Below are 24,857 nucleotides of genomic sequence, written 5' to 3'. Positions count from 1 at the left end.
AAATTTAGGAGTTTTCTGCCAATCCCCGACCTTGTTTTAGTACAAGGTTTTAATGCGTCCAAATCATAGACGCCTGCTTCTTTACAGATTGCTGTTTATTTGGCTATTAGCCCCCGGCAATGTCTAAGAATCAGACACCCTAAGTAACTCTTTCCCTGCCCAAAGCTTGCCTCTGAAACAGGCAGGAACTCCGGTATAACGAATGTGATTTTTTATTCTGACCGTCTTAGCGGAGTGTTTTTATGAAGTCGTCCTTGCTGCATAAAATTTTGGTTCTTGGATTGTGTTTGTCTGTCGGGGCATGTGCTTTCAAAAAGGAAGATGCTGAGGATAAACAGCGCCAGGAGTTGGCGGATGTCGTGACTCAGCAGTTGGATGAGAAGAAGGAAAAGATTGCTTTTGAAGGTACGCTGACTAAAGAAAACGTATCCGTTCGCTTTGATGAGAATGAAACTCCAGGCTCCTACAATATGGTCATTGAATGGCCGGACGCTGTTGGGATGATGGAAGTTACTTTGAACGGTCGAGTCATCGGAAGTTTTAAAGAAAAGTCGTTTAGCATCTCTACACCACATTCCCAAAAATACCAAATCGTATTGAGAGCCTATGCAACACTCCAAGAAGGAGGAGGTTTTCTTTCCAGCATCGGCATTGAAAAAGAAGCGCATAAGGATTTCATCTTAGACGGCATATACAACCTTTCAAAGGCAGAATTATTTAAGGTAAATCGAGCTTACTTAAGAAAAGGAAGCAAAATAGTAACGAATGGCCATAACCTTGAAATCAACACGAATAAACTTTATGTGGAAGCATCAGACTTAATTGGAAACGAGTATGATCGAGCACAGATTGCTACTTTTCCTTTCGATAGAAAATCTATAAATCCCAACGAACTCTCTCCGGGAAGAATATCCATTATTGCGAATCAAGCCTTTGGCGATCTGATGATTTCAATGATCGGAGTAACAGGTTATGATGCTAAACTAATTACCGAAACTCCTGCGTGGAAGAGATTCATGCAGCTCCCTTCAAAAGCAACCAAGGGATCTTCCGGAGCTGATGGGATCCTCACAGTCCCACCCGAGTGCGAACAGCTTCCATTCAATGCAAAAGAAGTATGTAAGAAATTATCCGTTTGCCTAGAAAACCCCAAAGACGGAAACCCTGGCGCGCAAGGCGCGAATGGCCTTAATGGTGTAAACGGCAACCCTGGCGGAAATACAGGCGACTTAGTCATCGACATTAAAAACGACTCCGAATTCAACGCTAGCGTTTACAGAAAAGCCGGACTTGGAGGCATGGGAAGCTCTGGTACCCCAGGGCAACTTGGGGGTGACGGTGGAGATCCAGGGAAGAATCCAGAAAATCGCTGCAAAAATGCTGCACAAGGCCCTCGCGGTGCTGATGGCGCCCATGGTAAAGATGGCACTAGAGGCCCACGCGGCGCCTACGGCCAAATCACCACCAACATCAAACTAGACAAGACCGATAACTAAAACATCATTCATTACATTGCGCCCTGCGGAACCGACATCGGTTCCGCGCTGCGACTTTGACCTCTCCGTCGCATTTTCTCTCAATTCAAATCCGATAACCGCAACCCAAGCCTAACCACCTCGAACAAAACCGCTAATAAACCAGATACAGTTCCTGCACATACCCTTCTCTGCAACCAATTGACTTTTACGTAATAGTACGGTAACTTACCGTACTGAAGGGTATTGATGAGTCCTTTCACAGTTGTCCTGATATCTCGTCAGGCAGAAAAGCAAATCAGGAAGCTTCCACACAATATTCGAGAGGCACTTAGATACTGGGTGGAAACCGTACAACTCATCGGAATTCGAGAAACCAGAAAATTAAGCGGCTATCACGACGAACCGCTTAAGGGAAATCGACTGGGACAACGTTCGGTTCGCCTGAACCACGCTTACAGGGTCATTTACATACCCAGCAAAGGCGATATCGAAATCACAGTTATAGAGGTAAATAAACATGCGTACTAAAAACCTTGGAAAGCTACTGGAAAAAACAACAGAACCGCTTTCGTTCGGCGGTTTCTTGAGGTCCGCGCGCACCAATCGCGACATGACTCAGACAGAAATGGCACAGTTCCTAAAGATATCAAAAAGTACCCTGTGCGATATCGAAAAAGGCCGTCAGCATGTAAGTATTGAGCTTGCCATCAAGTTAGCAAAGAAATGTGGGCTATCCCAGGTTTTGGCAGTCGAATGCTCTATCCGAGACTCATTGCGAAGAGCTGGCCTAAAACTAACCATCGAACTCAAACAACCCGCTTAATCGCCTTCCATTACATTGTGCCCTGCAGAACCGATATCGGTTCTGCGCCGCCTCCGTACTCCGCACTTAACTGAAGTTACTATTACTTTACAGAAACTGCCTGACACCTCAAAACCAATCAGCTCCATCGACCAAATGAACCGGCCCGAAGCACAACCAATTGCAATAGAGACAAAACAAACCTTAATTGAGTGACTGAACTTTGGACATTCTGGCAATTACTTCCAACTCTCCGGATCCCTCTGAAATGCCATAGATTTCACGGTATAAAGAACGTGATTTTTTATTCTGACCGTCTTAACGGAGTATTTTTATGAAGTCGCCTTTGCTGCATAAAATTTTGGTTCTTGGATTGTGTTTGTCTGTCGGCGCATGTGCTTTCAAGAAGGAAGATGCCGAGGATAAACAGCGCCAGGAGCTGGCGGATGAGGTTACTAAGCAGATGCAGGAGGATCATAAGAACGGCGTGGTTGTTCTTAAGCCTTCGAATACTTCTGTTGAGTTCGTGGAGTTGGAAGAGCCCGGTTACTACCAGATGGTTGTTAAATGGCCTGAGGAAGTTGGGTCTATGGAAATCTATATAAATGGGACACACCAAAAAACCATTAGCGGCCACAATACATTTAAATACGACACAAAACACAACCAAAAAATAAAGCTCGTGCTTCGAGCTTACGCTCCACCGGCTCATGGCGGTGCGTTTCAATCACAACTCGAAAGAGATGATTTGGTAAGCCCACCCGACTACATTGTAAGTCGAACAGGATATTTGGAATCTGAATTAATTGTTAACGCAAATAGAGTGTACTTTTTAAATGGAGCGCAACTCTACACTAATGGACACGATTTAAGAATTAAAACAAAACGTCTCTATGTGGAAGAACTAAGGACCCATACGGGCATAGCAGAGGATAATTCCCACATAGTAACTTTCAACCAGAAAACATTAGGCAAAATACCGCTGGAATTCCAGAACTCCAACATCTCCATCGAATCCGACTACGCCCAAGGCAAACTGTACGTAGCAATGATAGGCGTAAACGGCACCGACGGCAGAGATGCCATCGATCTAATTTCCGAACAAGGCCGTCGCCACATGAGTCAACCTGCAGCAGCAGGAAAGAATGGCGATGACGGCGTTTTATCTAAAATGGTTCCTTGTCACGGTAAGCATTGCTCGGGCGCTCAGGAACCACGCTGTATCACAAACCCAACTTCAGGCTCAGATGGCGCGAATGGACTGAGTGGCTCTCGTGGAGAAGATGGTTCTAAAGGTGGTTCGACTGGCAACCTCAGCGTAAAGGTCATAGATCATTCAAATTTTTCTCTCGATGTATTCCAAAAGCCCGGTAAAGGTGGCCGTAAAGGCAAAGGCAACCCGGGACAAGTTGGTGGTCCAGGCGGAGCTCCGGGAAATCATTTCCATAAATGCGCAACCGCATCCCATGGAAAAAAAGGGCAAGACGGCGCCCCCGGCGCTGATGGAAAAGACGGCGAAGATGGTCAGCTCGGTATGATCGACACCAACGTTCGCGTAACAATCGGACAATAATCCAAGTCATGCCAATTACGCTCTGCGGAACCGACATCGGTTCCGCACTGCATCTCATAGAATCACTTCAAACTAAGCACTGTACTTCTTCGCATACTGACTCAAAACCTTTCTCATCAAACGCTGATACTTACCACCCGTTTTACGAGCTTCGCCCTTAAAGAAGTCCAATGTGTCGCCTTCGATTTCGATTGTGATCTTAACTTTATCATCTTCTGCAAACAAAACGTCAGGCGGCGGAAGGAAATCCTCGACAGAAGTCACTTTCCCGACGGGAGCCTCGAATTTGTTACTCGAATAACCCTTATTTGAGCTTCGAGGAGATTTTTTTGATTTCGTTGTCATAATATCTTGTCCACTTTCTCCACCTTGCCGCTCCGAAGATTCTTATCCTCTTATGATGAACTTTAAATCGAACCGTCAGCACAACTCCATCCACTTTTCCGATACAGAAGTACCGAGCTTCGAACTGACTGTGCAACTCATCGAAAATAAAAATCCTATGAGGGTCTTTAAAAACAAACCGGGCTTCAGAAAAGTCCACTCCATGTTTCAAAACATTTTGAGACTCTTTCTCTTCGTCCCACTCAAAGGAACCCCTGACAACAATAGTCTTTAGCATTAACCCATACTTTTATACATATTTTAATAAATATTTAAAAATACAGTTCAATACAAAGAATAGGCCATGCCTGACTCCCACTGAGTTTCAACCAAGACTTCAACAGATTCGCATCCCGAACGCCTACCCAAACTCCATCGTTTTACACCCCGCAGAACCGATATCGGTTCTGCGCCGCTTCCGTAAACAGGACCTGGCACCGCAAGATCTCTCTTTCCCCGACTGTTTCCTTAAGATACATTACTCCATGCGGAACCGCGGAGGTTCTGCGCCGTGTCCGTAAGTAGGACCTGGCACCCACAAGGGGGAGAGAGCTATGGCATTGAAATTTGGAACGAGCGGTGTGCGCGGATTAGTGACGGAGTTTACAGATCGCGAAGCGTACCTGTTAACAACAGCATTCCTGCAACACGCAAACGAAGCAACTCCCGCTTCCAAAGTTTCCGTAGGCATGGACCTTAGAGAAAGCTCGCCGAAAATCTTAAATGCCATCGAGCACGCCCTCGCCGATCACCAAAAAGAAATTCATTCTTGCGGAGTACTACCTACGCCGGCCCTAGCCTACTACTCTGCTGAGAACAACTCTTTGGCCATCATGGTAACAGGCAGTCACATCCCGGCCGACCGTAATGGTATCAAATTCTACCTTGCAACAGGCGAAACCCTGAAAAGCGATGATGAAAAAATCTTCAACAACTACGAGCGCCTGCAAAAAGAAAACTTCAAAAATGAACTCTTCGCCGAAGACGGAACCTTGCTCAGAAAATCCGCGGTGGACAAAAAGGATGCAGCCCAAGAGGCAAAAGACCTCTTCATCAACCGCTACGTTAAAGCACTTGCCAAACACAGCCTTAAAGGCACAAAAGTTATTTTTTACGAGCACTCTTCTGCCGCGCGCGAATACATGGGCAGCATCCTTGATTATCTTGGCGCACAGGTCATTCGCGTGGGCCGCAGTGACACGTTTATTCCCGTCGACACGGAAGCAGTCGAATCCCTTGATGTCTTCAAAAAATGGATTAACGAATACGAAGCCGATGCACTTATCAGCACCGATGGAGATGGCGACAGACCTTTGGTCATCGACAACAAGGGGCGCCTGGTTCAAGGCGACAAGTTGGGCATTATCTGTTCAGAATTCTTGGGGATCGAAGCGATAGCGCTTCCGATCAGCTGCAATTCGGGTGTTTCGCAAATCAAAGAGTTTAAAAAAATCACGTTTACCAAGATTGGCTCCCCCTACGTGGTCGAGGCGCTTAATACGCTGAACTCTGAGTTCAAATCCGTCGCGGGCTTTGAAGCTAATGGAGGATATATCCTGTCTTCCCCAGTAAAAATGGCAACAGAACTTAAAGCTCTGCCAACGCGCGACTCTGTGTTGCCGGCGTTAGCTGTCCTAGGAATGGCTGCTAAAAGAAAGTGCACTGTTTCCGACGTCGTCGACAAACTTCCCGCAAGATTCACTGCAAGTGTGCTGGCAAAAAATTGTCCTCCTGAAAAAAGCCAGAAGATCATTCAAACAGTCAGCAACGATGCTGACGCCTTTATGAAAAGCATAATTCCAGATGCCGCCGTCTGGTCAAAGAACACTTTGGATGGCTACCGTATGATGACGACTTTTGGGCAGATCGTGCACTTGCGCCCCTCTGGGAATGCGCCAGAGTTTAGATGCTATACGGAAGCTCCGACACAGGCCGAGGCGGATTTGATTGCATCCAAAGCCTTGGGCAAAATTTTGGAATTTCTAAATAAATAGAATCCGCGGGAACAATTTCGCCCCGCAGAACCGATATCGGTTCTGCACCGCTTCCGTAAATAGGACCTGGCACCGAAAGGTGTTGGACATTTCTGCCCCCACCCCCCAGAATTTACCGCGGAGGGATTATTCCTATGGCCAAAAATGTACTTACGACACTAGCTATTTCATTCTTTTTGCTTTGCGCATCCACGGCTCAAGCTAATTTTGCTGCAGGTTTGGTCGTAGGCGATCCTATTGGTTTCACGGGTCGAATGCCCCTGAACGACAAAAACTCCATTGACGGCTTTGTCGGGGCATCCAGCGGCTCGTACCGCGGCCTGCAACTGCACTCAACTTTCCTTTTCGACAGCATTCAATCGTGGGAAGTGGCAACAGAGGGTCCGATGAATCTATATACTGGCGTCGGCGCCCGCTTAATTTTTGTTGATGACGGCAAATACGACGGCGACGTGGCCTTTGGCCCACGAGTTCCAGTTGGTTTGACTTATCTAATCTCTGATCCTGCGATGGAAGTTTTCGGGGAGCTTGCTGTTGCGATGAATGTTTCTCCGAAGGTGGATGCGGATTTGGATATTGGGGTTGGGGTTCGGTTTAGATTTTAAGAATGCCGATGAGCGCCATCAATTCCAATATTGATCAATACATTGTGGGTACCATAAGATCGTCCAAATGAAGACCATTCTAATTGTATTCGGAACAAGACCTGAAGCCATAAAGCTTGCGCCGCTGATTCTTCTCGCCAAAGCAGACAACCGCTTTAAAACGCTTGTCTGCTCAACGGGTCAGCATCGCGAAATGCTAAAACCCATTCTTTCTTTTTTTGAAATTACACCTGATTACGACCTGAACTTAATGAGTCCAGGGCAAACGCTGACCGATGTATCGACGAAAACATTAAACGGCATCGACTCAATTCTAAAATCCACAAAAGTAGATATCGTCATCACCCAAGGTGACACAACGACAGGTTTTGCGGCAAGCTTGGCTGCGTTTTACAACCAAGTCAGCGTTGCACACGTTGAGGCGGGCTTACGATCCGGCAACATCACCTCTCCGTTCCCCGAAGAGTTTAACCGAAAAGCAATTTCTCTCATTGCAAAGTGGCACTTCCCTCCAACGGAGCTTTCCCGAAACAATCTGATAAACGAAGGTCTTCCGAAACGTGACATTGTAGTCACTGGCAACACAGGTATTGATGCGCTAATGCGTGTTCGGTCAATTATCGAAAACAAACCCGAACTATCGAAAGACCTTGAGAAGAACTTTTCGTTCCTAGATGCACAAAAAAAACTTATCTTGGTAACTTTGCATAGACGAGAATCTTTTGGTGCGCCAATGGAAGAAGTCATGAAAGGATTGCTGAAGCTATCCGAACGCAGCGACCTGCAGTTTTTAATCCCAGTCCACTTGAATCCAAATGTCCGCCAGTCTATCTCTAGAGTATTGGGGAACAAGGCTCAATGGGTTGGCTCAAGCAATGCAGAAAAAAAGAGCTCAAACATTTGGCTTTGCGAGCCAGTTGATTACGTCCCATTTATTTACCTGATGATGAAAGCGCACATTATTGTAACTGACTCAGGTGGAGTTCAGGAAGAAGCTCCTTCTCTTGGAAAACCAGTACTGATCGCTCGAGAAAACACCGAACGCCCAGAAGCAATCGAAGCTGGAACATCCATGCTGGTACCATTAAATGAGCGAGAATTCGTTGCAGAAACGTTGAAAGTTCTGGATGACGGTATTCTTTATAAAAGAATGTCTCAATCCATCAATCCGTTTGGAGATGGCTTAGCTTCGGCAAAAATTTTAGATGTTTTGGCTCAAAACTAAAACCGAACGAACCCCAATCGTTCAAGGACCCATCGAATAATGAAGTTCTTCAAATCCATTCCACAAATACATTATTTCGTTTTGTTAACAGCTTTTTGTGCGGTTTTTCTAAAGTTTTGGGAACCTGGCATTGGTTTAAGCTCCACAACTTACGGTGCCTTTGCTGCGAACATTTTAAACGGCCAAAGTCTTTTCAATTTTCGCTTGGGGCCCGGAGTTTTTGACCCCTTTGTAGATCACCCGCCATTAATCATCTGGCTTCAGGCTGCATCTTTTTGGCTTTTCGGGGTTAGTGCGCAGATTTTGCGACTACCATCCAGCATTCTGGGAGTTATTGCAATTTTCTGCACCTATTGGATTACACGCAAAAGGTTTAGTGAGACTGCTGGGGTTTTTTCAGTCCTAGCTCTGCTACTTATAAATCCATTCATGAATTTCACCAGTTCAGGCTGGTTGGATATGGGTATGGTCGGCTTCATCATGCTGGGATTTGCAGTTTTTGAGTCTTTTAAAGATGATCGCTCCAAAATCAAACTTGCTCTCAGCGGGATGCTTTTTGCCGCTGCTTTACTTTCAAAAGGCCTAGCTGCTATGGGTCTTTTGCCAATTGCAATTTACATACTTTGCCAACGCCTTCGCTTCTCTGAGCTGCTTATCTTGGCAATCAGCGCGCTCATCCCCATCGCTTTGTTTGATGGATTGTTTTATAGCGTTCATCACCGTGAGTTTTTCTCCTGGTACTCAGAGCGCCGTGAAACCAACGCCGCCGAAATGGCTCGCGTTTACACTGATAAAGCTGACCACTTATGGTATATCAAAGCCCTTTTTACTCACTCACACATATTCTTTTTGGCTATGCTGGTGGGACTATTTGTTTTCCTAAAAAATCGAAAATCAATGCGGTCCGGATCGACAGCTATTGTTCTATTATGCCTTGGTGAAATTGCCTTACACAGCCTGGTTTATGGCTTTACCAACAAGGAATACAACCAGTATATTGTTCCCACGTTCCCGTGGATCGCTATTCTTGCTGGCTTTGGCTGTGCTCAGTTGTTTAAGAAAGCCGATGCATCCAAACTAGCCCAGCGCGTAGCAACTCTCTCGTTGCTTCTATTTATTGCGGCAACTTTAATTTCAACAAAAATCCACATGGGCGAAGATAACGAAGTCCGCGCAATGGCCAGTACTGTCGCCGAGTTGAAGGAGCTAAAGCAAATTCGGATCGCTTCAATACCCGGAAATCAACACTCTTGGGAGGGTCTGGCCTCCTATGCTTCCTGGTACTTACAACTAGAACCCACTTTGCATAACGAAGACGCACTCACCGATAAGCTTCAAATTTTCGAAGCTATATTAGTGGATAAGAAAGTAAGCAGCAGGCAACATGCCACAATTCTTGCTAAAGGATATTCCCTATGCTTAACTACCGACCTGTATAGGCTCTATACCGACCAGAGCATTTGCAATTTGGAACGTTTGTCGCGAATAACACCCATCTCCGACAGCTTGGGTTCGTTCGGTCGGTAAGTTTTGGATAGTTAATGAAAAAGTTTTTAGTTTATGTTCCCTGTTATAATGAAGAAGAAGCCATCATCCCGATGGCGGATTCCTTCCAAACACTCGCACAAAATCTAACTAATATGGGACTTGAGCTTAATGTCGTGTGGATAAACGATTGTAGCAAAGATTCTACAGCTGAAAAAATCAATTCCGCTTGTGAAAAGACTTCTTACTTTCGCGCGATCCATCATCCCGAAAATCGTGGATTAGTTGGCGCTTTAGAAACAAGTATTCAAGACGCAAGTATGCAAGCTTCGGAGCCCCTCTATGCCGTGGGCTTACTCGATGGTGACAACTCACACCCATCTGATTTTTTTAGGCCTATGCTTGAAAAGTTGGAACTTGGTTATGATCTGATTGTCGCATCTCGTTTTCAAAAAGGAAGCATCGTTGAAGGAGTTCCATTCCATCGTCAGTTGCTGTCGTTGGGAATGTCTTATCTTTTCCGAGCAGCGGGTCGAGTAACAAACGTCCGCGACTATTCGTGCGGCTTCCGGATTTACCGTGGCAGCCTTTTCCAAAAACTTAAGGGCTACAAATTCAAAAAACGTAGCTTCGCGTGTATGGTAGAATTACTAATGGCATGTGATCGCCAAAAAGCCCTTTGCGGTGAAATACCTTTTATACTACGCTACGACAAAAAAATGAGTGATTCAAAGATGCGTGTGTGGTGGACAATTCGGGAGACCTTGTCTGTACTTTTTGATTCAAAAAGTCATCGCCGACAATAAACACCTACGCCTTTTTATTTTCCAAACCACCGTTTACGGTCGCGTCTTCAAAAATCCGAAACAAGATATATCGTTATCTCTAGCGAGAATGCTAGTGACGCAGCCAGACGCCACAACCTCTTGTCGCCAGGAAACAATTTCATTTGAAAGAACAATTCGTTATGTCTACAATCCAGCAATGTTTTTAATAACAATTTGGCCATTTCTTATTTCGCTACTTATTTCAGTAGTATCAATTCCTGTAATTATTCGAGTTGCAGACGCAAAACATTTAATGGATGAACCAGACTCCGACAGAAAGCTTCACCTCAAAAAAACACCTACTCTCGGTGGTATTGCAATTTTCGCCGGCACAGTATTCTCATTTTCCTTTTTCTCTGATTATTTGGCGATGTCGAACGAAATACGCTTCATGACTTCAGCCCTTGTCCTACTTTTCTTTGCTGGGATTAAAGACGACATCTTACTGTTAGCGCCCCTAAAAAAACTATTAGTTCAAATCGCATGCGCCCTACTAATTACATTGATGGGTAAACTTTACCTCACCAATTTGTGGGGAATGCTGGGAATTACCGAGATTCCGCCATACCTAGGAATCATACTAACTGTTATCGCAATTCTGGCGCTGATAAACGCCTACAATCTAATCGATGGAGTTAATGGACTAGCAGGAGGACTAGGACTGATTACTTCACTGTTCTTTGGGTTTTGGTTTTATTTAACAAACTCAACTGCACTATGTATTTTGAGTTTTTCCCTGGCTGGTTCGTTGTTAGGTTTTCTTTTTTTCAACTTTCACAACGCAAAAATATTTATGGGAGACACTGGATCCATGCTACTTGGATTCATTATTTCAATCTTAGCCATAAAGTTCATTGAGACCAATCGAACATCTGGAATCGAAATCTCACCGTACTACATAAAAGCAGCGCCCGGCGTAGCTATCGCAGCAACAATAATACCATTAATTGATCTGATAAGGGTTTTCTTTCAAAGATTAGCCATTAAAAGACATCCGTTTTCAGCAGATCGTAGACACATACATCACATCTTGGAAGACTGTGGAATGACCCACACACAGATATCAGTCACACTTTATCTGGTTGCAATTATGCTGATTGGACTGAGTTTAGCTTTACGTAACTATCGCTCCATGGATGTAATCATAATTCTGTCCGGTGTTTGCGCACCATTATTGGTGGCTTCGATTTTCTATCGAAGAATCAAAAAAAACAGATAACATCTTCTGTATATCTAACTAACAATTGTTATTAATCAGACAGCCTTCAAAACGAAAGAGACCGTCTGCTTAAAGCAATTTAAATGACAAAAATCACAGGATTCGACGGTAAATTAAATTTCTTTTCGCCATACAAAACGATTGATGTAGTGAGTATAGGATAAAATAGTCTTAACTACTTTCTCGGAAACATTTTCCACATCATAATCTGGCACAATCTCTGTTGGAGACGTTTCAGTTGCCACACGTACAGCATTACACACGTCTACGGCCTTAGTTCCGGACATAATCAACGTGCCAACATCCATTCCCTCTGGGCGTTCGTGTGCATTTCTTATGGTGATTGCAGGGACTCTCAACAAGGAAGCTTCTTCTGTAATTGTTCCACTATCCGAAACCACACAAAATGCATTCTTTTGAAGCGTAATAAAGTCCAGAAATCCAAATGGCTTTAAAAACTTAATATTATCATTTTCGGGCGTCCAAGCCATCTCATCGATTTTCTTTTTTGTTCTTGGGTGAGTGGATACCAAAATTGTCTTATCAAACTCACTCTGAAGTGCTGTCAGTGAATGGAGTATATTTTCAAGATTTTCTGGATAATCTACATTCTCTTCCCGATGCAAGCTCACCAATATATAGGATTTCTGTCTCAACCCGTGAGTTGCCAATACATTACTGGTGGCAATTCTACTTGAGTAATAATTCAACACTTCCTTCATGCAACCGCCAGACTTAATAATTTGCTGAGGTGCAATGCCTTCTCTCACTAGATAACCCCTACCGTGCTCGGTAAGAGGCATATTGATGTCCGACAGATGATCAACAATCTTTCGATTAAGTTCCTCTGGAACTCTTTGATCAAAGCATCTATTACCGGCTTCCATATGAAAAACAGGTATCTTTCTACGCTTGGCTGCAATAACGGAAAGACAAGAGTTTGTATCACCATACAAAAGAACTGCATCTGGCTTACATTTTTCGAATAGCTTGTCGGACTCCACAAGGATATTTGCAATTGTTTGGATCGGAGTATCAGCGGCAGAATTTAAAAAATAGTCCGGTTTGCGAATCTCCAGGTCTTTAAAAAATACTTCATTTAACTCATAGTCAAAGTTTTGCCCCGTATGAACCAGAATGTGTTCAGACATGTACTTATCAAGAGCAGCAATTACACGACTGAGCTTAATCAACTCAGGTCGTGTTCCAACAATTGTCATTACGCGCATTTTTATCTCAGCATTTCTTCATCTAAATTATCATTATTATCATCGACCATCAGACTATGTTTTTTCAAAAGATTCACAGTGCCCTCGTAATCCAGAAGTGCATCGTCGGAAGAAAACTCTTTTTTCAATACTGATTTAGTGATGTCAATTTTGCCTCCATTCAACTCAGGTAACATTGAGCGAATGGCGTAATAGCTACCTTTCTCTACCGAATAAGGAGCTTCTTCGTCAGAAATCATTATTTCGTGCAATTTTTCACCTGGACGAATCCCTGTTACTTGAATCTCAATCTTTCTATTTCCAACTAATGCTTTTGCAACGTCTGTCATCAAGGAGCTTGGGGCTCTTGGCACAAAAATCTCTCCGGCCTGACCATTTAACAACGCAGCAAAAACTGTATCCACGGCTTGATTTAAACTCAGAAGGAAACGAGTCATGCGACCATCAGTAATCGTGATTGGGCCACCCGCTTTAATCTGCTCATGAAACAACGGAATAACCGAACCACGAGAGGCAAGAACATTACCATAGCGTACACATAAAAATCTGGTCTGCGGAACAGTAATATTCGCGGCAATAAACACTCGCTCTTGAAGTGACTTCGACATACCCATAGCATTAATTGGCTTACAGGCTTTATCTGTTGAAATACCCATCACAGTGTCGACTTTGTATCCATGCTCACGTACCGCACGGACAATGTTATATGCACCAATACAATTGGTTAGAATTGCTTGCTCTGGAAAATACTCACAAGCTGGAACCTGCTTCAATGCTGCTGCATTAATCACAATATCGGCATTTTTGACCGCGGCACAGACATCCGCATAATCTCGAACATCTCCGATGCGAAATTCTAGAATATTTTTGAAGTTGTTGTATATGACTTCATCCGTATGATTTCGATTATGGAGATAAGACACACGCATTTGATGCTGCTTGCCTTCATCACGGCTTAATACTATCAGTTTTTTTGGTGTACCCATTTCTCCACTCAAAACTCTTCTAACGAAGGTTTTCCCCATGGATCCGGTACCGCCAGTTACTAAAATTGTTTTCCCGTCAAAATACATCATTAATCCCCGTAGTCCACAGACCGATCTTGCGCTAATTCGGCAATCATCTCATCCCAGCTAGGAGGTATGAAGCCGGTCTCACGAGAGTATTCACTACAATCTAAAGTTTTATCTGAACAGTACCCATCAAATGGTTCAATGTCGGCATGAATCTCAAAATACTTATTTAATAGACGCAGAAGGTCATACTTGGAGATAGGCTCACTGGAAACCTGATAAAGGCCATTCAATTGCGGAAATTCTTTGATAATGCGTACAACTTCATCGCCCACACGCTTCGTTGTTAATCCAGAATAGAATGCCCGAGTGTAACCTTTAATAGTTTGGTTCTTCTGTTTTAAGAACCACTCAACAAGCTCCGTTTTTGATTCGAGTTCTCGGCCTACGATCGACAATCTCAAGGTCAATGCATTTCTTTCGTGCGTTTCACCCAGAAACTTACTTTTACCGTACATGTCATTTGCAGTCGGAATATCCGAAACAACATACGAACCCTTTGATCCATCAAAGACACAGTCCGTACTAAAATGAATTACCTTAGAGTTATTAGAACTCGCCCACAACGCAAGCCTGTGAGGCAACATGCTGTTTATCTCAATACACTTTTCGATATCACCCAAGTCTGGCTTACGAAGAGTAAGACCTACACAATTAACAATCCAAACCGGCTGAACCTTTTCAAGAATCTCCTGCAGTGAGCCAAATTCTAAAACATCAACATTACCAAAAAGGCACTTCGGATCTAATGAATTATATTTCTCATAGTAAGAAATATCTTTTCGAACAGTACCAAATACATCACCGGGATAATTCTGATTTAGCCTTTTCCACACTTGGTGTCCAAGCATTCCCGCCGCACCAATGACTAAAATTTTCACTAGATGGTCTCCTTAAGAATTCTGGCAATCTTCTCAACAATCCTGCTTTTTTCAAAGTTGGCCATATAATATTTTTTCGCCCTAAGTCCCATTTCAATCCGCTGCACTTCGCCTAACCCCTTCATCTTACGAATAGCTATTACCAGGCTATCAAGATCATCCGCCGGGGAAGAATAACCTGCACCAGCTTCCAATACAATTCGAGCTCCCTCACCATTTAATGATGCCAATAAAGGTTTCCCTGCTGACATATAGGCTTGAACTTTTGATGGAATTACTTTTGAAAAAAGATCATCTGAACGCAAAGATACAAATAAAGCGGAACATCTCTCAAAAAACATTGGCATATCGTGAACGGGCTTCTTTCCAACGAAAATAACATTCGATATATTCTCGCCCAAAGCTCGGGATATTAATCTTTCGAGTTCACTTCCGTCTCCGACAATCACAATTCGGAAATTAGACTCATTTCTCAATTCTTTTGCTGCATCCAAAAGTGTATCCAAGGATTGCGCCTTTCCAATATTCCCAGCAAACGCCAAAATAAATTCTTCCTTAGGAAGACTCTCAATCCAAGAAGGCGCTGAAGAGGTTGCAGCAATAACCTCAGGAGACCAGTTGGGTACATACTCTACGATTCCATCAAATTGATACTTCATTAAATGGTCTCTAAACGCTTCTGACTGAATAAGAATGACGTCTGTGTTCCGATATATCCAGCGCACAATCACACCCAGCAACTTATAAACCATACTAGCATCGGATACTTTTGCAACAGCGCCAAAACTATCGGGCCACAAATCCTGAAGCCAAATAACTACTGGAGTACCGGTCCACTTTTTTAAAATGATCGGGGGAATCGCCACAAATATTGGTGAAACACCGAACACAAAAGACACTTCCGTGTTACTCATTCTGAAAATATTGAAACAGCCAAAAACAATATTAGATAAGTAGTTTAAAGTAAGGTAGAAAAATCCTTTCCGACGTGCTACCACCGGAAATCGACGGATTGAGATATCAGATACATTTTCAGTATATGGCCCCAAAACGCCATATCCCCTTTGATAAAATCCCGTCGAATAGTTTGGAATACCAGTCGACACACTCACAGTATGTCCCTTTTTGATCAAATCAAAACACAACTCGTTGATTAAGAAGGTCTCAGGATAGAAAACGTAACTGTAAACTCCAATTTTCACGATTCCCTCAAATCTCTGAACATTTTACTATATGCGCCAACAACAGAAGACCACATATACCTCTCCTGAACGAACTCGAATACACGTTCGCCTTTTTTACGTATACTTTCCCGGTTTACAAGCGCCTCTTTGAGTCCGAGCTCCAAACCCTCTATTGACACCGGCACCATCCAGCCACAATCCGCTTTGGCAAACTTATCTAAACCACATTGATCTGTAAAAACAGTCGGTGTCTTTACACAGCCTGCCTCCAAAACAACTAAAGACATGGCCTCCTGCCTTGATGGCAGCGCCAATACCAATGCAGCCTTCAATACCTGAAACTTCTCAACACCACCTATATAACCCGCAAAATGAATACGATCATTCGCTCTCCGCTCCTTGACAGTAGCTTTTAATTCACTCAGCATACCATCATCCGGACCAGCCATTACCAGATCAACATCTGGAAACTCTGCCATAATATTGCAAAATGCAGCCACCAATAAATCCGGGCCTTTTATCAAATTTAAACGACCTAGAAACAAAACGTAATTTGGTGTGTGCAAACCCAGTTTCTTTGAAAGTTCATTGCCATTTATATCTGATACAATTGGATCCTTAATTGCGTTTGGAATTAACAAAACTTGATCAGCAGAAACTCCATATGAAACAAAATGCTTTATCTCATTTTCCGTTGTGGCAATGCACCTAGAAGCATTCCGAACTATACTTTTTCCAATCAGTAAATTATAAATATACTTAACAAACTTAGATCTTCCAAAAATTGGTAGGGCTCCAGCTGGGCAAAAAACATAAGGCTTCCTAAAATGGCGCGCTGTTAAATATACTAAGGCATTGAGTACTGTCCAATGTCCCATCATATGAACAACATCAGCCCCTTTAACTTCACGCACGATTCCTTTGAACAAATACTTTGGAATTAATCCAAATTTGCAAACCGGTAGCCTAACAATTCTCCCCCCTTTTAGCTCACGCGGAGATTCACCTTCAAGCAACGTCAAAATCGTGCAATCATAGCCGCTCTTAACAAGAGCTTGGCTAAGTTCAAACGTTCTTTCAGCTGTCCCACCACCAAACACTGGATCAATCGTGTGATTCACTGTTAGTATTCTCACTGCGCCACTCCCGCAATCTGACCGTATCCTGGTGAAAATAAATTTTCCGCAAAATCTAGTCTGGCTAATTCCTCTCCAGACTCAACCCAATCAATAATTTTAATATTTTCCTCTGAAAAAGAAATCCAACGACAAAACTCTTTACCATTCTCGAAGGACTTTCCAAAAAACCCTAAAGGCCCAAAATAAATACATTGCGCAAACTGATCATTCATCTCAAACAATGAAGCCTCCACGCGCAAACCTGTCCCGCAATAAGGGCCATTATGAGCAGAAGCAGATCTAAGCAAAGCTCTCATGGCCGTGTCAGAAGTATACAAATAGGTTCCTGGGTCTCGACCTACAATATCACGCCCGTCATGAATAAATATAGACAGCTGATCTCTGTGACGGTGCCCCCCCCCTTTGTCGTTGGAGTTCACACCACATCTAAGACTGACAAACACGTTGCCAAATTTACATGTATAAATACCGAAATCGCTAAATGAAAAATAACTAGCCTGCTGGGGATCAAAATGCGCAACACTAAAATTATACTCTTGTTTACTATTTAACTTGAAACATTTTTCTGTTGCTCGCAAAAACTCTTTTTCGCTTCCATACACTGCCTTATGTTCCGGAACCAAAAATGTCCCGTTGTCAGCATTGCAGTATTCACTTACAAGAACTTCCAAAAATTGGTTTTTATCTTTCAACTGAAAAAAATGACGAAGCCCACATATAAAACTTCTGTGATTTAGGTCATTCTCCTGAAATTGTATGGGGTTGCAAATTAACAGGTGCCCACTATCATTGTCACCGACCTGAGGCACAAACCCATCCACCAATGAAACCGATTCTGAAAAGAACAGAATCGCCTTAAGTCTTTCAAGAAATGTCAGCCCCATTTCAATTTTTGAATCAGATCGTTTTAACAGACATGCAAAAGCAAATACAACCAACTCACCAGAGAGGCGATGATAGTAAGTGGAGCCTTCGAAGTTCCCTCCATCATTTCCAAACTGTTTTATTGTTTCAAAATTTAATTCCTTGGAAACTTTTCGCAACATGTACGATGCACGCTTATGTCCAGAATGCGCATATCCGTACACCAGACCACAGATATTTGCCAAATAATGATTGCCAACAAACGAACCTAGCGAGTTTTCTTTGTTACTCTCAATAAAAAATATATGCCGTGCTAACTCGTAATCCAAAACTTTCTGATTTAAACTAACAAATTCCTCACCAAATATATCGGCAGCAAGACAGATATTCGAAAGCCTGATACCAACATCCATTGCACACATCCACTGCGGACCGTTAAATACAGGATTTGATTCGTGGAAATCACAAAGTATTGTTGTCGCAAGCTGCTGACATGATTTTCTTCGCTCCTCGTCGTCCCTGAAACACCTGTAACAGAGAGCTAATTGGACCAATTGATGAAGCCGGCCAAGCTCCCATGGCCTCTTTACGTCACCACCATTTAATGGAATTGAAAGTTCAACTCCAGCAACTTTCGAAGACCATTCGAAATTTCTAACAAGATCCATGTGCCAATGCAGGTGACCAGCAACATTAGAACGCCCCCAATTGCGGAGCTCCGACTCAAGAATCTGGTAACAATTGGACTGAATTTGCCCAAATATCTTTGATGCAGGATAATTCTTTAAATCGATATCGTCGAAAGACAACTTCTCAAACCTATGTGGTCTTTTCAGGTTTAGATTGGCAAAAGAACCTCCAGCCACACGAAAACATTTTCTTCGATAAGACCTTTGAATCTTTCCAAGAGCAGCCGCACAGAGCCCTGCAACTCCTTTATTCTTAAATACTCGTTTTGCTTTAGTAAAAATTGAAATGACCGACATTAATAACTCATTCGGAAAGCAGGCTTTCAACAACAAAGCTCATTTCAGTTGCTTGAACTTGTTCCCACAAAGGTATCGGCCAGCTACCACCTGTTTTCACAGCCCTTGCAAATTCAACAAGTTCTTGATGTTGACCTTTATCCTGAACTCTAAAGTTAACTTTACTTGGGATTGGACCAAAAAATTCCAAAGACTTATAATCATCCAGCACTATGGATTTTCCATCGACAAATAATTCCATGCGCTCTTTCGCAAGACTTGTGTGCCCCATGGAAGTGTAAGTAAGCGATGCTATAGATCCGTCTTCAAAATAAAACGAAGCTACAAAATTGTCGCGATTTGAATAACCGCCAGGAACTGAGCCAACTGACTGCACTTTAATATCGATAACTTTGCTACCAGTTAAAAATGTAAACAAATCGTAGATATGACAAGCTTCGCCGATATTGCGACCGCCACCTTCCTTACCGTGCACCCAGCTATCCAATGGAATAAAACCAGCATTCATTCTATAGTTTATAATTAAAGGACCACGTTTTTCGCCAAAGCTAGACTTCACTTTCTGTATAGCGGGCGAAAATCTTCTATTAAACCCCGTCATTAAAATGGGCCCGTCCGTTTTCTCTGAAAAATAACTTTTTACATCCTCCAGTTCCTTGGAGGAAATGCACAAAGGCTTTTCTAGCAAAACGTGCTTCCCCCTCTTCAGAGCATCCAAAGCGATCGCCATATGGCTATCGTGCCGTGTCGCAACTACAACCATATTAATGTTTGGATCTGCAAGTACTTCCTGGTAGTCCGTCGTCGCGTAATCTGCACCAAACTGCTTCGCGACCGCCACGCCTTTATGCCCGGAACGTGTAACAATGGCTGACAACTTGAAGTCGGAAATACTTTTCATATTTGGAAGATGGGCGTACTGTGCAAAACCTCCGGCACCAATTACTCCAACTCGCAGCAAATCAGCTTTGCTTGAATTTGCGCTGCGCAGTTCGATCTTTCTTTCCAAAATTTGATCAATGCCGGCCTTGTATTTAAGAAGCACTATCAATGGCTTTTCAATGGAGTTTCTTATCTCTTCATAAGCCTTTGCTGCCATCTCTAAATCGAACTCAGCTTGAATAAGACTATCCAATCGCATAGCACCAGAAGATATCAAGTTCAGGAACTCGCTTAAGTTTCGATTTTCAGTCCAACGTACATAGGAAATGGGATAGTCCAATCCTTCATCTTCATACTTCGCATCGTATCTACCTGGGCCATAGGATGTCGACACCAGGAAATCCAATTCCTTCATATAAATATCATTTCGATCGATATTTAAACCAACGTCACCCACCAGAACAACTCGGCCCTTCTTTCGGCACATTTTAAAGGCAGTTGAAATAACTGAGTGAGATGAAGTTGCCGCGGTAACAATTACTCCATCAACCCCATACCCTGCTGTCATACGCATCACAGCTTCCACATCGATATCTAGATCCGGATCAACGGTAAAGTCTGCTCCACATTGTTTTGCCAACTCTACACGTTTTTTATCGAGATCCAAGGCGATGACCCGACACCCATTCGCCTTCAACAGTTGAACAGTCATTTGCCCCAGTATACCTAAGCCAACAACCGCAAATACTTCTCCAAGTGTTGGGTTTAAGCGACGCACCCCCTGCATTGCAATGGCGCCTAAAGTGACCGTTGAAGCATGCGCAAAAGAAACATTTGATGGAATTACCACCGTCAGATTTCTGGGTACCGAAATAACCTCTGCATGATAGGCACACTGAGCTCCAGCACACGCAACTCGATCGCCAACTTTTATATCTAAAATACCTTCACCAACAGCTACTACCACTCCGGCCGCAGAATATCCCACTGGGAGCCATGTCTTTGTTTTTTCAACCAAGTTAATAGCTTTCACCAAACCATCATTTATAGCGACATCAATAACCCGCTTTACCTTTTCTGGTTGTTTTAAAGCTTTTTTCCATAACGGTACGGCACTAGAGCGAATTCCACTAAGCTCAGTGCCGGCCGAAATACAACTGCTTTGCACTTGAACTAAAACATGCCCCGCTTCCACCACTGGTGAAGGAACCTCTTCCACTAGAATATTCCCACCTTGAATCAAAACTTGCTTCATTACTTACCTCTGAGGAAAGTATATCCATAAATTTCCACGACATACACTAAGACATATCGCGGCAGGTTAAAGTCACACCCTAGCACCATATCAAAACAAAAATACCTAGAATAGATTTTTGTTGTCCAATAAACAACTTGTCCTACGCCAACACACCAGTTAGCTTGGATAGGAACATGAGCATTCCCAAAAGAAACATCTTGATAATTAGCTACTACTTTCATCCTCAAATATCACCGAGGGCGTTTCGAGCCTACGAGCTCGCAAAAGAACTTAGCAAGAACTATAACGTACAGGTTTTAACTCCAGTACCTCCAACTAGCAGCCATCAACCGTTTGAGCAGATTTCCCTGCCGCGAGGCATCCGAAAACTCAAGTCTCAACCCCAAAATGCCCCTCCTCTTAAAACTTTCGCTATGCAAGAATCCCCATTGAAAAATGCTCTACGCAAGCTACTTCATTTTTCATTACCAGGGGGACTCAGTACACTATTTGGAATTTCGGTATATCGGAATAGACACCTTCTAAAAGAGAAATACGCGGCCATTATCTCCATAGGCCTTCCTTTAGGAAGCCATCTCGGAGCCTACTTACTAAAAAAGAAACTCCACATGACCGATAACATGATTTTGGACTATGGTGACCCATTCTCCCGAAATCCGAAATCTCACTGGTCTCCATTCAACTATCTATTCGAAAAGACTCTTCTGAACCGCACCAACCATGTTGTAGTTCCGGTCAAAAATGCAATACCAGCATTTTATGGCCTGATTGCCACGGACAAAATTAACGTTATCCCCCAGGGACTTAATATTGAAGAAGTTGAAACTGAGGATTATAAAAGAAACTCCATTCCAAAAATTGCGTACGCCGGACTATTTTACAAAGACATACGCGATCCAGAAGGTTTTCTGCGCAAGGCCCTTGGTTTAGCTCAAAATTTTAAACTTATTTTTTTAACAGACACGACCTCAGCAGAAAACAATCAACTACTGAGCAAATATAAAGAAATGGATATCCATGGCAGACTCCAAATACTGGAAGCTATCCCAAGGAAACAATGTATCTCATTTCTTAGTACATGTGACTTTCTTATTAACTTCCGGAACAAAAGCGCAACCCAGAGCCCCAGCAAACTTATTGACTATACACTTGCTAAGCGACCCATCCTAGACATATGCAGCGACACCAGTGACACTTCAGTTTTCGAAAAGTTCCTGGTTGAGGACTACTCACAAGCGCAATCTCCCATTGATCTTAATGATTATGATATTCGCACTGTCGCCAAAAAATTTTCTGCCCTTATTGAAGCAACCCAATAATCACTTCGAGATTCTAGCATAGAGAACTTTCATTTCTTGTACGACAGCCTCGACACTATGATACTTTTCAACATATTGACGGCTTTTGAGCCCCAATTCGTATCTCAATTGAGGATTTAATATTAAGATCTTTAAGTTTTCGTATACATTGTCGGCATTCGTATTAACAAAAGGAAGCTCTGCCGGAAACTTACTTACAATTTCGTCAATAATATATGTCAATGTAGGCTTACCACTCCCTGTTGCTTCAATTGCGGTATAACCATAAGATCCACACCTAAGTTCATCCACATAGACATCACATTCAGAAATCTTCTTTCTCATTTCAACCTGGGTCATTGTTGACTCCAACAACACAGGCTCAAACTCAAAACCTTCGTTCTTAAGCTTCTTGAAGGCATTAGCTATATGCACTGTCCCCTTCACAAAAGGATGAGTCGGCACATGTAAAAATACGGGTTTTGAGTTCTCAGGGCTTGGATACTTGCAAGTTAACTCGCTAAGATCCATCGGGGCCTTAAATGAATGGACTGTATCAAAGTATCCTTCCATATAAAGAGCCATTTCAGGATCTGTGGCCACGTGAACTCCAAATTTGGAAAGCCGCTTTAGCATCTTGCGAATCTTAGCGTCCTTCTGAGGCTCTTCGTAGCGAAAGAAGTAAGGGTTTTTCGAAGCTGCTTTCTGAATAATTCGCGCATCGCCCCCTCCCCAAGTAATCAATGTTGGAATTCCAAATACCTTGAAAATCCAAACATCCAAATTATATGGAAGTATTGTTCCGCCGTGATAATGAACAAGCTTTCCATCACGCAAAATTCTTAAAACCAAAAAAATACGATTTAAGAGTCTTCTCGGTTTTGAACAGGTCGACAAATTCAAACACTCATCATACTTGAGCTGTCTGTTGGACTTCCCAGCACTATTGGTCGTTCCTCCTCGATCCACGGCCTCAGGAATAATGTTTATGCTCTCGACACCTTGATTTCGAAGTCCTTTAGCCAGAACGTATGGCCAACCTGCGAGAGATCCAAATTGATAGACAACCCTTCTCATTTTACCCCAGCACATCTTTGAGTTTATTCTTGTCTGGAAAGTTCACAAGAACCCCCATATCTTTCTTTTGATAAACAACCATGCTGCCTACCGCGACGGCTGAAGCACCACCCATTTTTACAACCTCACCCAGATGCTCAACAGTTCCAGCACCACCATTGGCAATCAAAGGAACGGACAATGATTGGGAAATCTCTTTGACCATCTTAATATCGTATCCATTCCAAGTTCCATCACGCTCAATTGATGTCAGAAGAATTTCACCGACGCCCTTAGTTTCCAGGTGACTGGCCCATTCTTTTGGCGAAGGATCCTGCTTCTTGCTACCACCATTCGAATAAACGTGGAATCTTTTGAAAATATTTGATTTATAGTCGATCGAGCCAACCACCGCCTGAGAACCATAGATTTCCACGATCTCCGGAATAAGGTCTGGATTACTGAACGCAGCTGAGTTGATAACAACTTTTTCAAAACCGATATTAAAAATAGTTCTAACATCACTTAAAGTACGCAACCCACCGCCATATGCTAACGGCATAAAACACTCACTGGCAATATTCTCGAGCAGTTTGAAGTTAGGACTTCTGGACTCTTTACTTGCCGTGATATCTAAGAACACTAACTCATCGACTTCTAGCTCATTAAAAATTCGAACTGTATTTATTGGATCACCAATATAACGGTAGTCTTTAAACTTTACAGACTTAACAAGACTATCACCCTTCAATAAAAGGCAAGGTATAACCCTCGTTCTGGCTCGGCTCATTCAAATCCTCGCAAAATTCTCAAGAAGTTTCATGCCGTACTTATGACTTTTCTCCGGATGAAACTGAGCGCCGAAAATGTTGTCATTTTGAATGCCCGAATCAAACTCAATACCATACTCTGTTTTTAGTATCGAATTTTTATCGTTCATACACTTAACATAGTAAGAGTGAACAAAATAAAACCGAACTTCATCCTGTTCACTGAACCCTGAAGTCAACTTCGAGGATTGGCACAACCTAGCTTCATTCCATCCCATATGCGGAACTTTGAACAAGTTTGTATCGATGGCTTTTCTAAAGCTCAAAGTGCTGGCATTCACCCATGCCAGTCCAGGCAATTGTCCCTCATCGCTATTATTGGTTAATAATTGCATACCTAAGCAAATTCCTAAAACTGGCACCTTCTCAATTAAGGCCTTCTCATTAAGCACAGATCTAATTCCGGATTCGTTAATCTTTGTCATGGCAGCATCAAAAGCCCCAACACCTGGCAAAAGGATTTTTTTAGCTTTAAATATTTCCTCGGGTGTACTGACCACTTCCACCGGTACAGAAATTTTCTTGAGCATATTTACAATAGAACCAATATTGCCCATGCCATAATTTACAATGCTAATCATTGCT

At 42.9% G+C, this 24,857-nt stretch carries 23 protein-coding genes; 11 read left to right on the top strand and 12 right to left on the bottom strand.

Features of this window, described 5'->3' with window-relative positions; translation table 11 throughout:
• Window positions 1-242: 242 nt before the first annotated feature.
• The 4 genes from ACLVWR_RS14740 to ACLVWR_RS14725 all read left to right on the top strand — a co-directional run bounded on the left by ACLVWR_RS14740 (window position 243) and on the right by ACLVWR_RS14725 (window position 3,853).
• Window positions 243-1,496: a collagen-like protein gene (locus tag ACLVWR_RS14740; protein ID WP_413581387.1), complete on the top strand. Its 1,254-nt coding sequence runs from the start codon at window positions 243-245 to the stop codon at window positions 1,494-1,496.
• A gap of 228 nt (window positions 1,497-1,724) precedes the next feature.
• On the top strand, window positions 1,725-2,006 hold the full coding sequence (locus ACLVWR_RS14735; RefSeq protein WP_413581386.1) for a type II toxin-antitoxin system mRNA interferase toxin, RelE/StbE family: 282 nt from the start codon (window positions 1,725-1,727) through the stop codon (window positions 2,004-2,006).
• Window positions 1,996-2,301 carry a helix-turn-helix transcriptional regulator gene (locus tag ACLVWR_RS14730; protein WP_413581385.1) on the top strand — a complete coding sequence of 102 codons (306 nt, stop codon included), beginning with the start codon at window positions 1,996-1,998 and terminating at the stop codon, window positions 2,299-2,301. Before ACLVWR_RS14735 ends, ACLVWR_RS14730 begins: the two co-directional genes overlap by 11 nt.
• Before the next feature lie 313 nt (window positions 2,302-2,614).
• Window positions 2,615-3,853, top strand: a complete 1,239-nt coding sequence (locus ACLVWR_RS14725) for a hypothetical protein (RefSeq protein ID WP_413581384.1) — start codon at window positions 2,615-2,617, stop codon at window positions 3,851-3,853.
• A gap of 72 nt (window positions 3,854-3,925) precedes the next feature.
• Here ACLVWR_RS14725 and ACLVWR_RS14720 read toward each other — a convergent pair whose 3' ends face one another.
• The gene (locus ACLVWR_RS14720; RefSeq protein WP_413583526.1) at window positions 3,926-4,198 is read right to left on the bottom strand and encodes a CopG family transcriptional regulator; all 273 of its coding nucleotides are present in this window, start codon (window positions 4,196-4,198) and stop codon (window positions 3,926-3,928) included.
• Window positions 4,158-4,475: a BrnT family toxin gene (locus tag ACLVWR_RS14715; protein ID WP_413581383.1), complete on the bottom strand. Its 318-nt coding sequence runs from the start codon at window positions 4,473-4,475 to the stop codon at window positions 4,158-4,160. The genes ACLVWR_RS14720 and ACLVWR_RS14715 overlap by 41 nt, the downstream gene beginning before the upstream one ends.
• Before the next feature lie 316 nt (window positions 4,476-4,791).
• Here ACLVWR_RS14715 and ACLVWR_RS14710 point away from each other — a divergent pair, with 316 nt between their 5' ends.
• From ACLVWR_RS14710 to ACLVWR_RS14685, 6 genes are all read left to right on the top strand, one after another.
• Window positions 4,792-6,231 carry a phosphomannomutase gene (locus tag ACLVWR_RS14710; protein WP_413581382.1) on the top strand — a complete coding sequence of 480 codons (1,440 nt, stop codon included), beginning with the start codon at window positions 4,792-4,794 and terminating at the stop codon, window positions 6,229-6,231.
• Window positions 6,232-6,365: 134 nt separating this feature from the next.
• On the top strand, window positions 6,366-6,836 hold the full coding sequence (locus ACLVWR_RS14705; protein WP_413581381.1) for a hypothetical protein: 471 nt from the start codon (window positions 6,366-6,368) through the stop codon (window positions 6,834-6,836).
• 67 nt (window positions 6,837-6,903) lie between these two features.
• On the top strand, window positions 6,904-8,061 hold the full coding sequence (wecB, locus tag ACLVWR_RS14700) for a non-hydrolyzing UDP-N-acetylglucosamine 2-epimerase (protein ID WP_413581380.1): 1,158 nt from the start codon (window positions 6,904-6,906) through the stop codon (window positions 8,059-8,061).
• A 39-nt stretch (window positions 8,062-8,100) separates the two neighbouring features.
• Window positions 8,101-9,588: an ArnT family glycosyltransferase gene (locus ACLVWR_RS14695; RefSeq protein WP_413581379.1), complete on the top strand. Its 1,488-nt coding sequence runs from the start codon at window positions 8,101-8,103 to the stop codon at window positions 9,586-9,588.
• A gap of 14 nt (window positions 9,589-9,602) precedes the next feature.
• Complete coding sequence (locus ACLVWR_RS14690; RefSeq protein WP_413581378.1) at window positions 9,603-10,352, top strand: glycosyltransferase family 2 protein; 750 nt, start codon at window positions 9,603-9,605, stop codon at window positions 10,350-10,352.
• Window positions 10,324-11,592, top strand: coding sequence for a glycosyltransferase family 4 protein (locus ACLVWR_RS14685; protein ID WP_413581377.1), 1,269 nt, complete (start codon window positions 10,324-10,326; stop codon window positions 11,590-11,592). The genes ACLVWR_RS14690 and ACLVWR_RS14685 overlap by 29 nt, the downstream gene beginning before the upstream one ends.
• 113 nt (window positions 11,593-11,705) lie before the next feature.
• Here ACLVWR_RS14685 and wecB (ACLVWR_RS14680) read toward each other — a convergent pair whose 3' ends face one another.
• From wecB (ACLVWR_RS14680) to ACLVWR_RS14650, 7 genes are read right to left on the bottom strand one after another with little or no spacing between them, the layout of a single operon-like run.
• Window positions 11,706-12,821: a non-hydrolyzing UDP-N-acetylglucosamine 2-epimerase gene (gene wecB, locus ACLVWR_RS14680; RefSeq protein WP_413581376.1), complete on the bottom strand. Its 1,116-nt coding sequence runs from the start codon at window positions 12,819-12,821 to the stop codon at window positions 11,706-11,708.
• A gap of 2 nt (window positions 12,822-12,823) precedes the next feature.
• Window positions 12,824-13,897, bottom strand: coding sequence for a polysaccharide biosynthesis protein (locus tag ACLVWR_RS14675; protein WP_413581375.1), 1,074 nt, complete (start codon window positions 13,895-13,897; stop codon window positions 12,824-12,826).
• The gene (locus tag ACLVWR_RS14670; protein WP_413581374.1) at window positions 13,897-14,775 is read right to left on the bottom strand and encodes a dTDP-4-dehydrorhamnose reductase family protein; all 879 of its coding nucleotides are present in this window, start codon (window positions 14,773-14,775) and stop codon (window positions 13,897-13,899) included. The genes ACLVWR_RS14675 and ACLVWR_RS14670 overlap by 1 nt, the downstream gene beginning before the upstream one ends.
• Entirely contained in the window at window positions 14,775-15,977 is a 1,203-nt protein-coding gene (locus tag ACLVWR_RS14665) for a glycosyltransferase family 4 protein (RefSeq protein WP_413581373.1), read from the bottom strand. The genes ACLVWR_RS14670 and ACLVWR_RS14665 overlap by 1 nt, the downstream gene beginning before the upstream one ends.
• Window positions 15,974-17,095 (bottom strand): glycosyltransferase, encoded by a 1,122-nt coding sequence (locus ACLVWR_RS14660; RefSeq protein WP_413581372.1) that lies wholly within the window; start codon window positions 17,093-17,095, stop codon window positions 15,974-15,976. The genes ACLVWR_RS14665 and ACLVWR_RS14660 overlap by 4 nt, the downstream gene beginning before the upstream one ends.
• Window positions 17,092-18,948 (bottom strand): heparinase II/III family protein, encoded by a 1,857-nt coding sequence (locus tag ACLVWR_RS14655; protein ID WP_413581371.1) that lies wholly within the window; start codon window positions 18,946-18,948, stop codon window positions 17,092-17,094. Before ACLVWR_RS14655 ends, ACLVWR_RS14660 begins: the two co-directional genes overlap by 4 nt.
• Window positions 18,949-18,955: 7 nt before the next feature.
• Window positions 18,956-21,085 carry a bi-domain-containing oxidoreductase gene (locus tag ACLVWR_RS14650; RefSeq protein WP_413581370.1) on the bottom strand — a complete coding sequence of 710 codons (2,130 nt, stop codon included), beginning with the start codon at window positions 21,083-21,085 and terminating at the stop codon, window positions 18,956-18,958.
• A 176-nt stretch (window positions 21,086-21,261) separates the two neighbouring features.
• Here ACLVWR_RS14650 and ACLVWR_RS14645 point away from each other — a divergent pair, with 176 nt between their 5' ends.
• On the top strand, window positions 21,262-22,407 hold the full coding sequence (locus ACLVWR_RS14645) for a hypothetical protein (RefSeq protein WP_413581369.1): 1,146 nt from the start codon (window positions 21,262-21,264) through the stop codon (window positions 22,405-22,407).
• On the opposite strand, the gene ACLVWR_RS14640 is transcribed toward ACLVWR_RS14645, so the two are convergent.
• From ACLVWR_RS14640 to hisH, 3 genes are read right to left on the bottom strand one after another with little or no spacing between them, the layout of a single operon-like run.
• The gene (locus tag ACLVWR_RS14640) at window positions 22,408-23,463 is read right to left on the bottom strand and encodes a hypothetical protein (RefSeq protein ID WP_413581368.1); all 1,056 of its coding nucleotides are present in this window, start codon (window positions 23,461-23,463) and stop codon (window positions 22,408-22,410) included. It abuts the gene before it with no gap.
• 1 nt (window position 23,464) lies between these two features.
• The gene (locus ACLVWR_RS14635; RefSeq protein ID WP_413581367.1) at window positions 23,465-24,232 is read right to left on the bottom strand and encodes an AglZ/HisF2 family acetamidino modification protein; all 768 of its coding nucleotides are present in this window, start codon (window positions 24,230-24,232) and stop codon (window positions 23,465-23,467) included.
• Window positions 24,233-24,853, bottom strand: a complete 621-nt coding sequence (gene hisH, locus ACLVWR_RS14630) for an imidazole glycerol phosphate synthase subunit HisH (RefSeq protein WP_413581366.1) — start codon at window positions 24,851-24,853, stop codon at window positions 24,233-24,235.
• Between the last annotated feature and the right edge of the window lie 4 nt (window positions 24,854-24,857).

Origin of the sequence: Bdellovibrio sp. HCB288, assembly GCF_047305935.1 — a bacterium.
GTDB lineage: Bacteria > Bdellovibrionota > Bdellovibrionia > Bdellovibrionales > Bdellovibrionaceae > Bdellovibrio.
Note: the sequence above shows the minus strand (reverse complement) of the source record. Positions and strands in the feature narration are given on the sequence as shown.

Coding starts and splice junctions, on each gene's coding strand:
- ACLVWR_RS14720 (WP_413583526.1), bottom strand. CDS start 4,198: ATGACAACGAAATCAAAAAAATCTCCTCGAAGCTCAAATAAGGGTTAT.
- ACLVWR_RS14730 (WP_413581385.1), top strand. CDS start 1,996: ATGCGTACTAAAAACCTTGGAAAGCTACTGGAAAAAACAACAGAACCG.
- hisH (WP_413581366.1), bottom strand. CDS start 24,853: ATGATTAGCATTGTAAATTATGGCATGGGCAATATTGGTTCTATTGTA.
- wecB (WP_413581380.1), top strand. CDS start 6,904: ATGAAGACCATTCTAATTGTATTCGGAACAAGACCTGAAGCCATAAAG.
- ACLVWR_RS14725 (WP_413581384.1), top strand. CDS start 2,615: ATGAAGTCGCCTTTGCTGCATAAAATTTTGGTTCTTGGATTGTGTTTG.
- ACLVWR_RS14650 (WP_413581370.1), bottom strand. CDS start 21,085: ATGAAGCAAGTTTTGATTCAAGGTGGGAATATTCTAGTGGAAGAGGTT.
- ACLVWR_RS14715 (WP_413581383.1), bottom strand. CDS start 4,475: ATGCTAAAGACTATTGTTGTCAGGGGTTCCTTTGAGTGGGACGAAGAG.
- ACLVWR_RS14740 (WP_413581387.1), top strand. CDS start 243: ATGAAGTCGTCCTTGCTGCATAAAATTTTGGTTCTTGGATTGTGTTTG.
- ACLVWR_RS14705 (WP_413581381.1), top strand. CDS start 6,366: ATGGCCAAAAATGTACTTACGACACTAGCTATTTCATTCTTTTTGCTT.
- ACLVWR_RS14645 (WP_413581369.1), top strand. CDS start 21,262: ATGAGCATTCCCAAAAGAAACATCTTGATAATTAGCTACTACTTTCAT.
- ACLVWR_RS14655 (WP_413581371.1), bottom strand. CDS start 18,948: ATGTCGGTCATTTCAATTTTTACTAAAGCAAAACGAGTATTTAAGAAT.
- ACLVWR_RS14695 (WP_413581379.1), top strand. CDS start 8,101: ATGAAGTTCTTCAAATCCATTCCACAAATACATTATTTCGTTTTGTTA.
- ACLVWR_RS14690 (WP_413581378.1), top strand. CDS start 9,603: ATGAAAAAGTTTTTAGTTTATGTTCCCTGTTATAATGAAGAAGAAGCC.
- ACLVWR_RS14710 (WP_413581382.1), top strand. CDS start 4,792: ATGGCATTGAAATTTGGAACGAGCGGTGTGCGCGGATTAGTGACGGAG.
- ACLVWR_RS14675 (WP_413581375.1), bottom strand. CDS start 13,897: ATGATGTATTTTGACGGGAAAACAATTTTAGTAACTGGCGGTACCGGA.
- ACLVWR_RS14635 (WP_413581367.1), bottom strand. CDS start 24,232: ATGAGCCGAGCCAGAACGAGGGTTATACCTTGCCTTTTATTGAAGGGT.
- wecB (WP_413581376.1), bottom strand. CDS start 12,821: ATGCGCGTAATGACAATTGTTGGAACACGACCTGAGTTGATTAAGCTC.
- ACLVWR_RS14735 (WP_413581386.1), top strand. CDS start 1,725: ATGAGTCCTTTCACAGTTGTCCTGATATCTCGTCAGGCAGAAAAGCAA.
- ACLVWR_RS14640 (WP_413581368.1), bottom strand. CDS start 23,463: ATGAGAAGGGTTGTCTATCAATTTGGATCTCTCGCAGGTTGGCCATAC.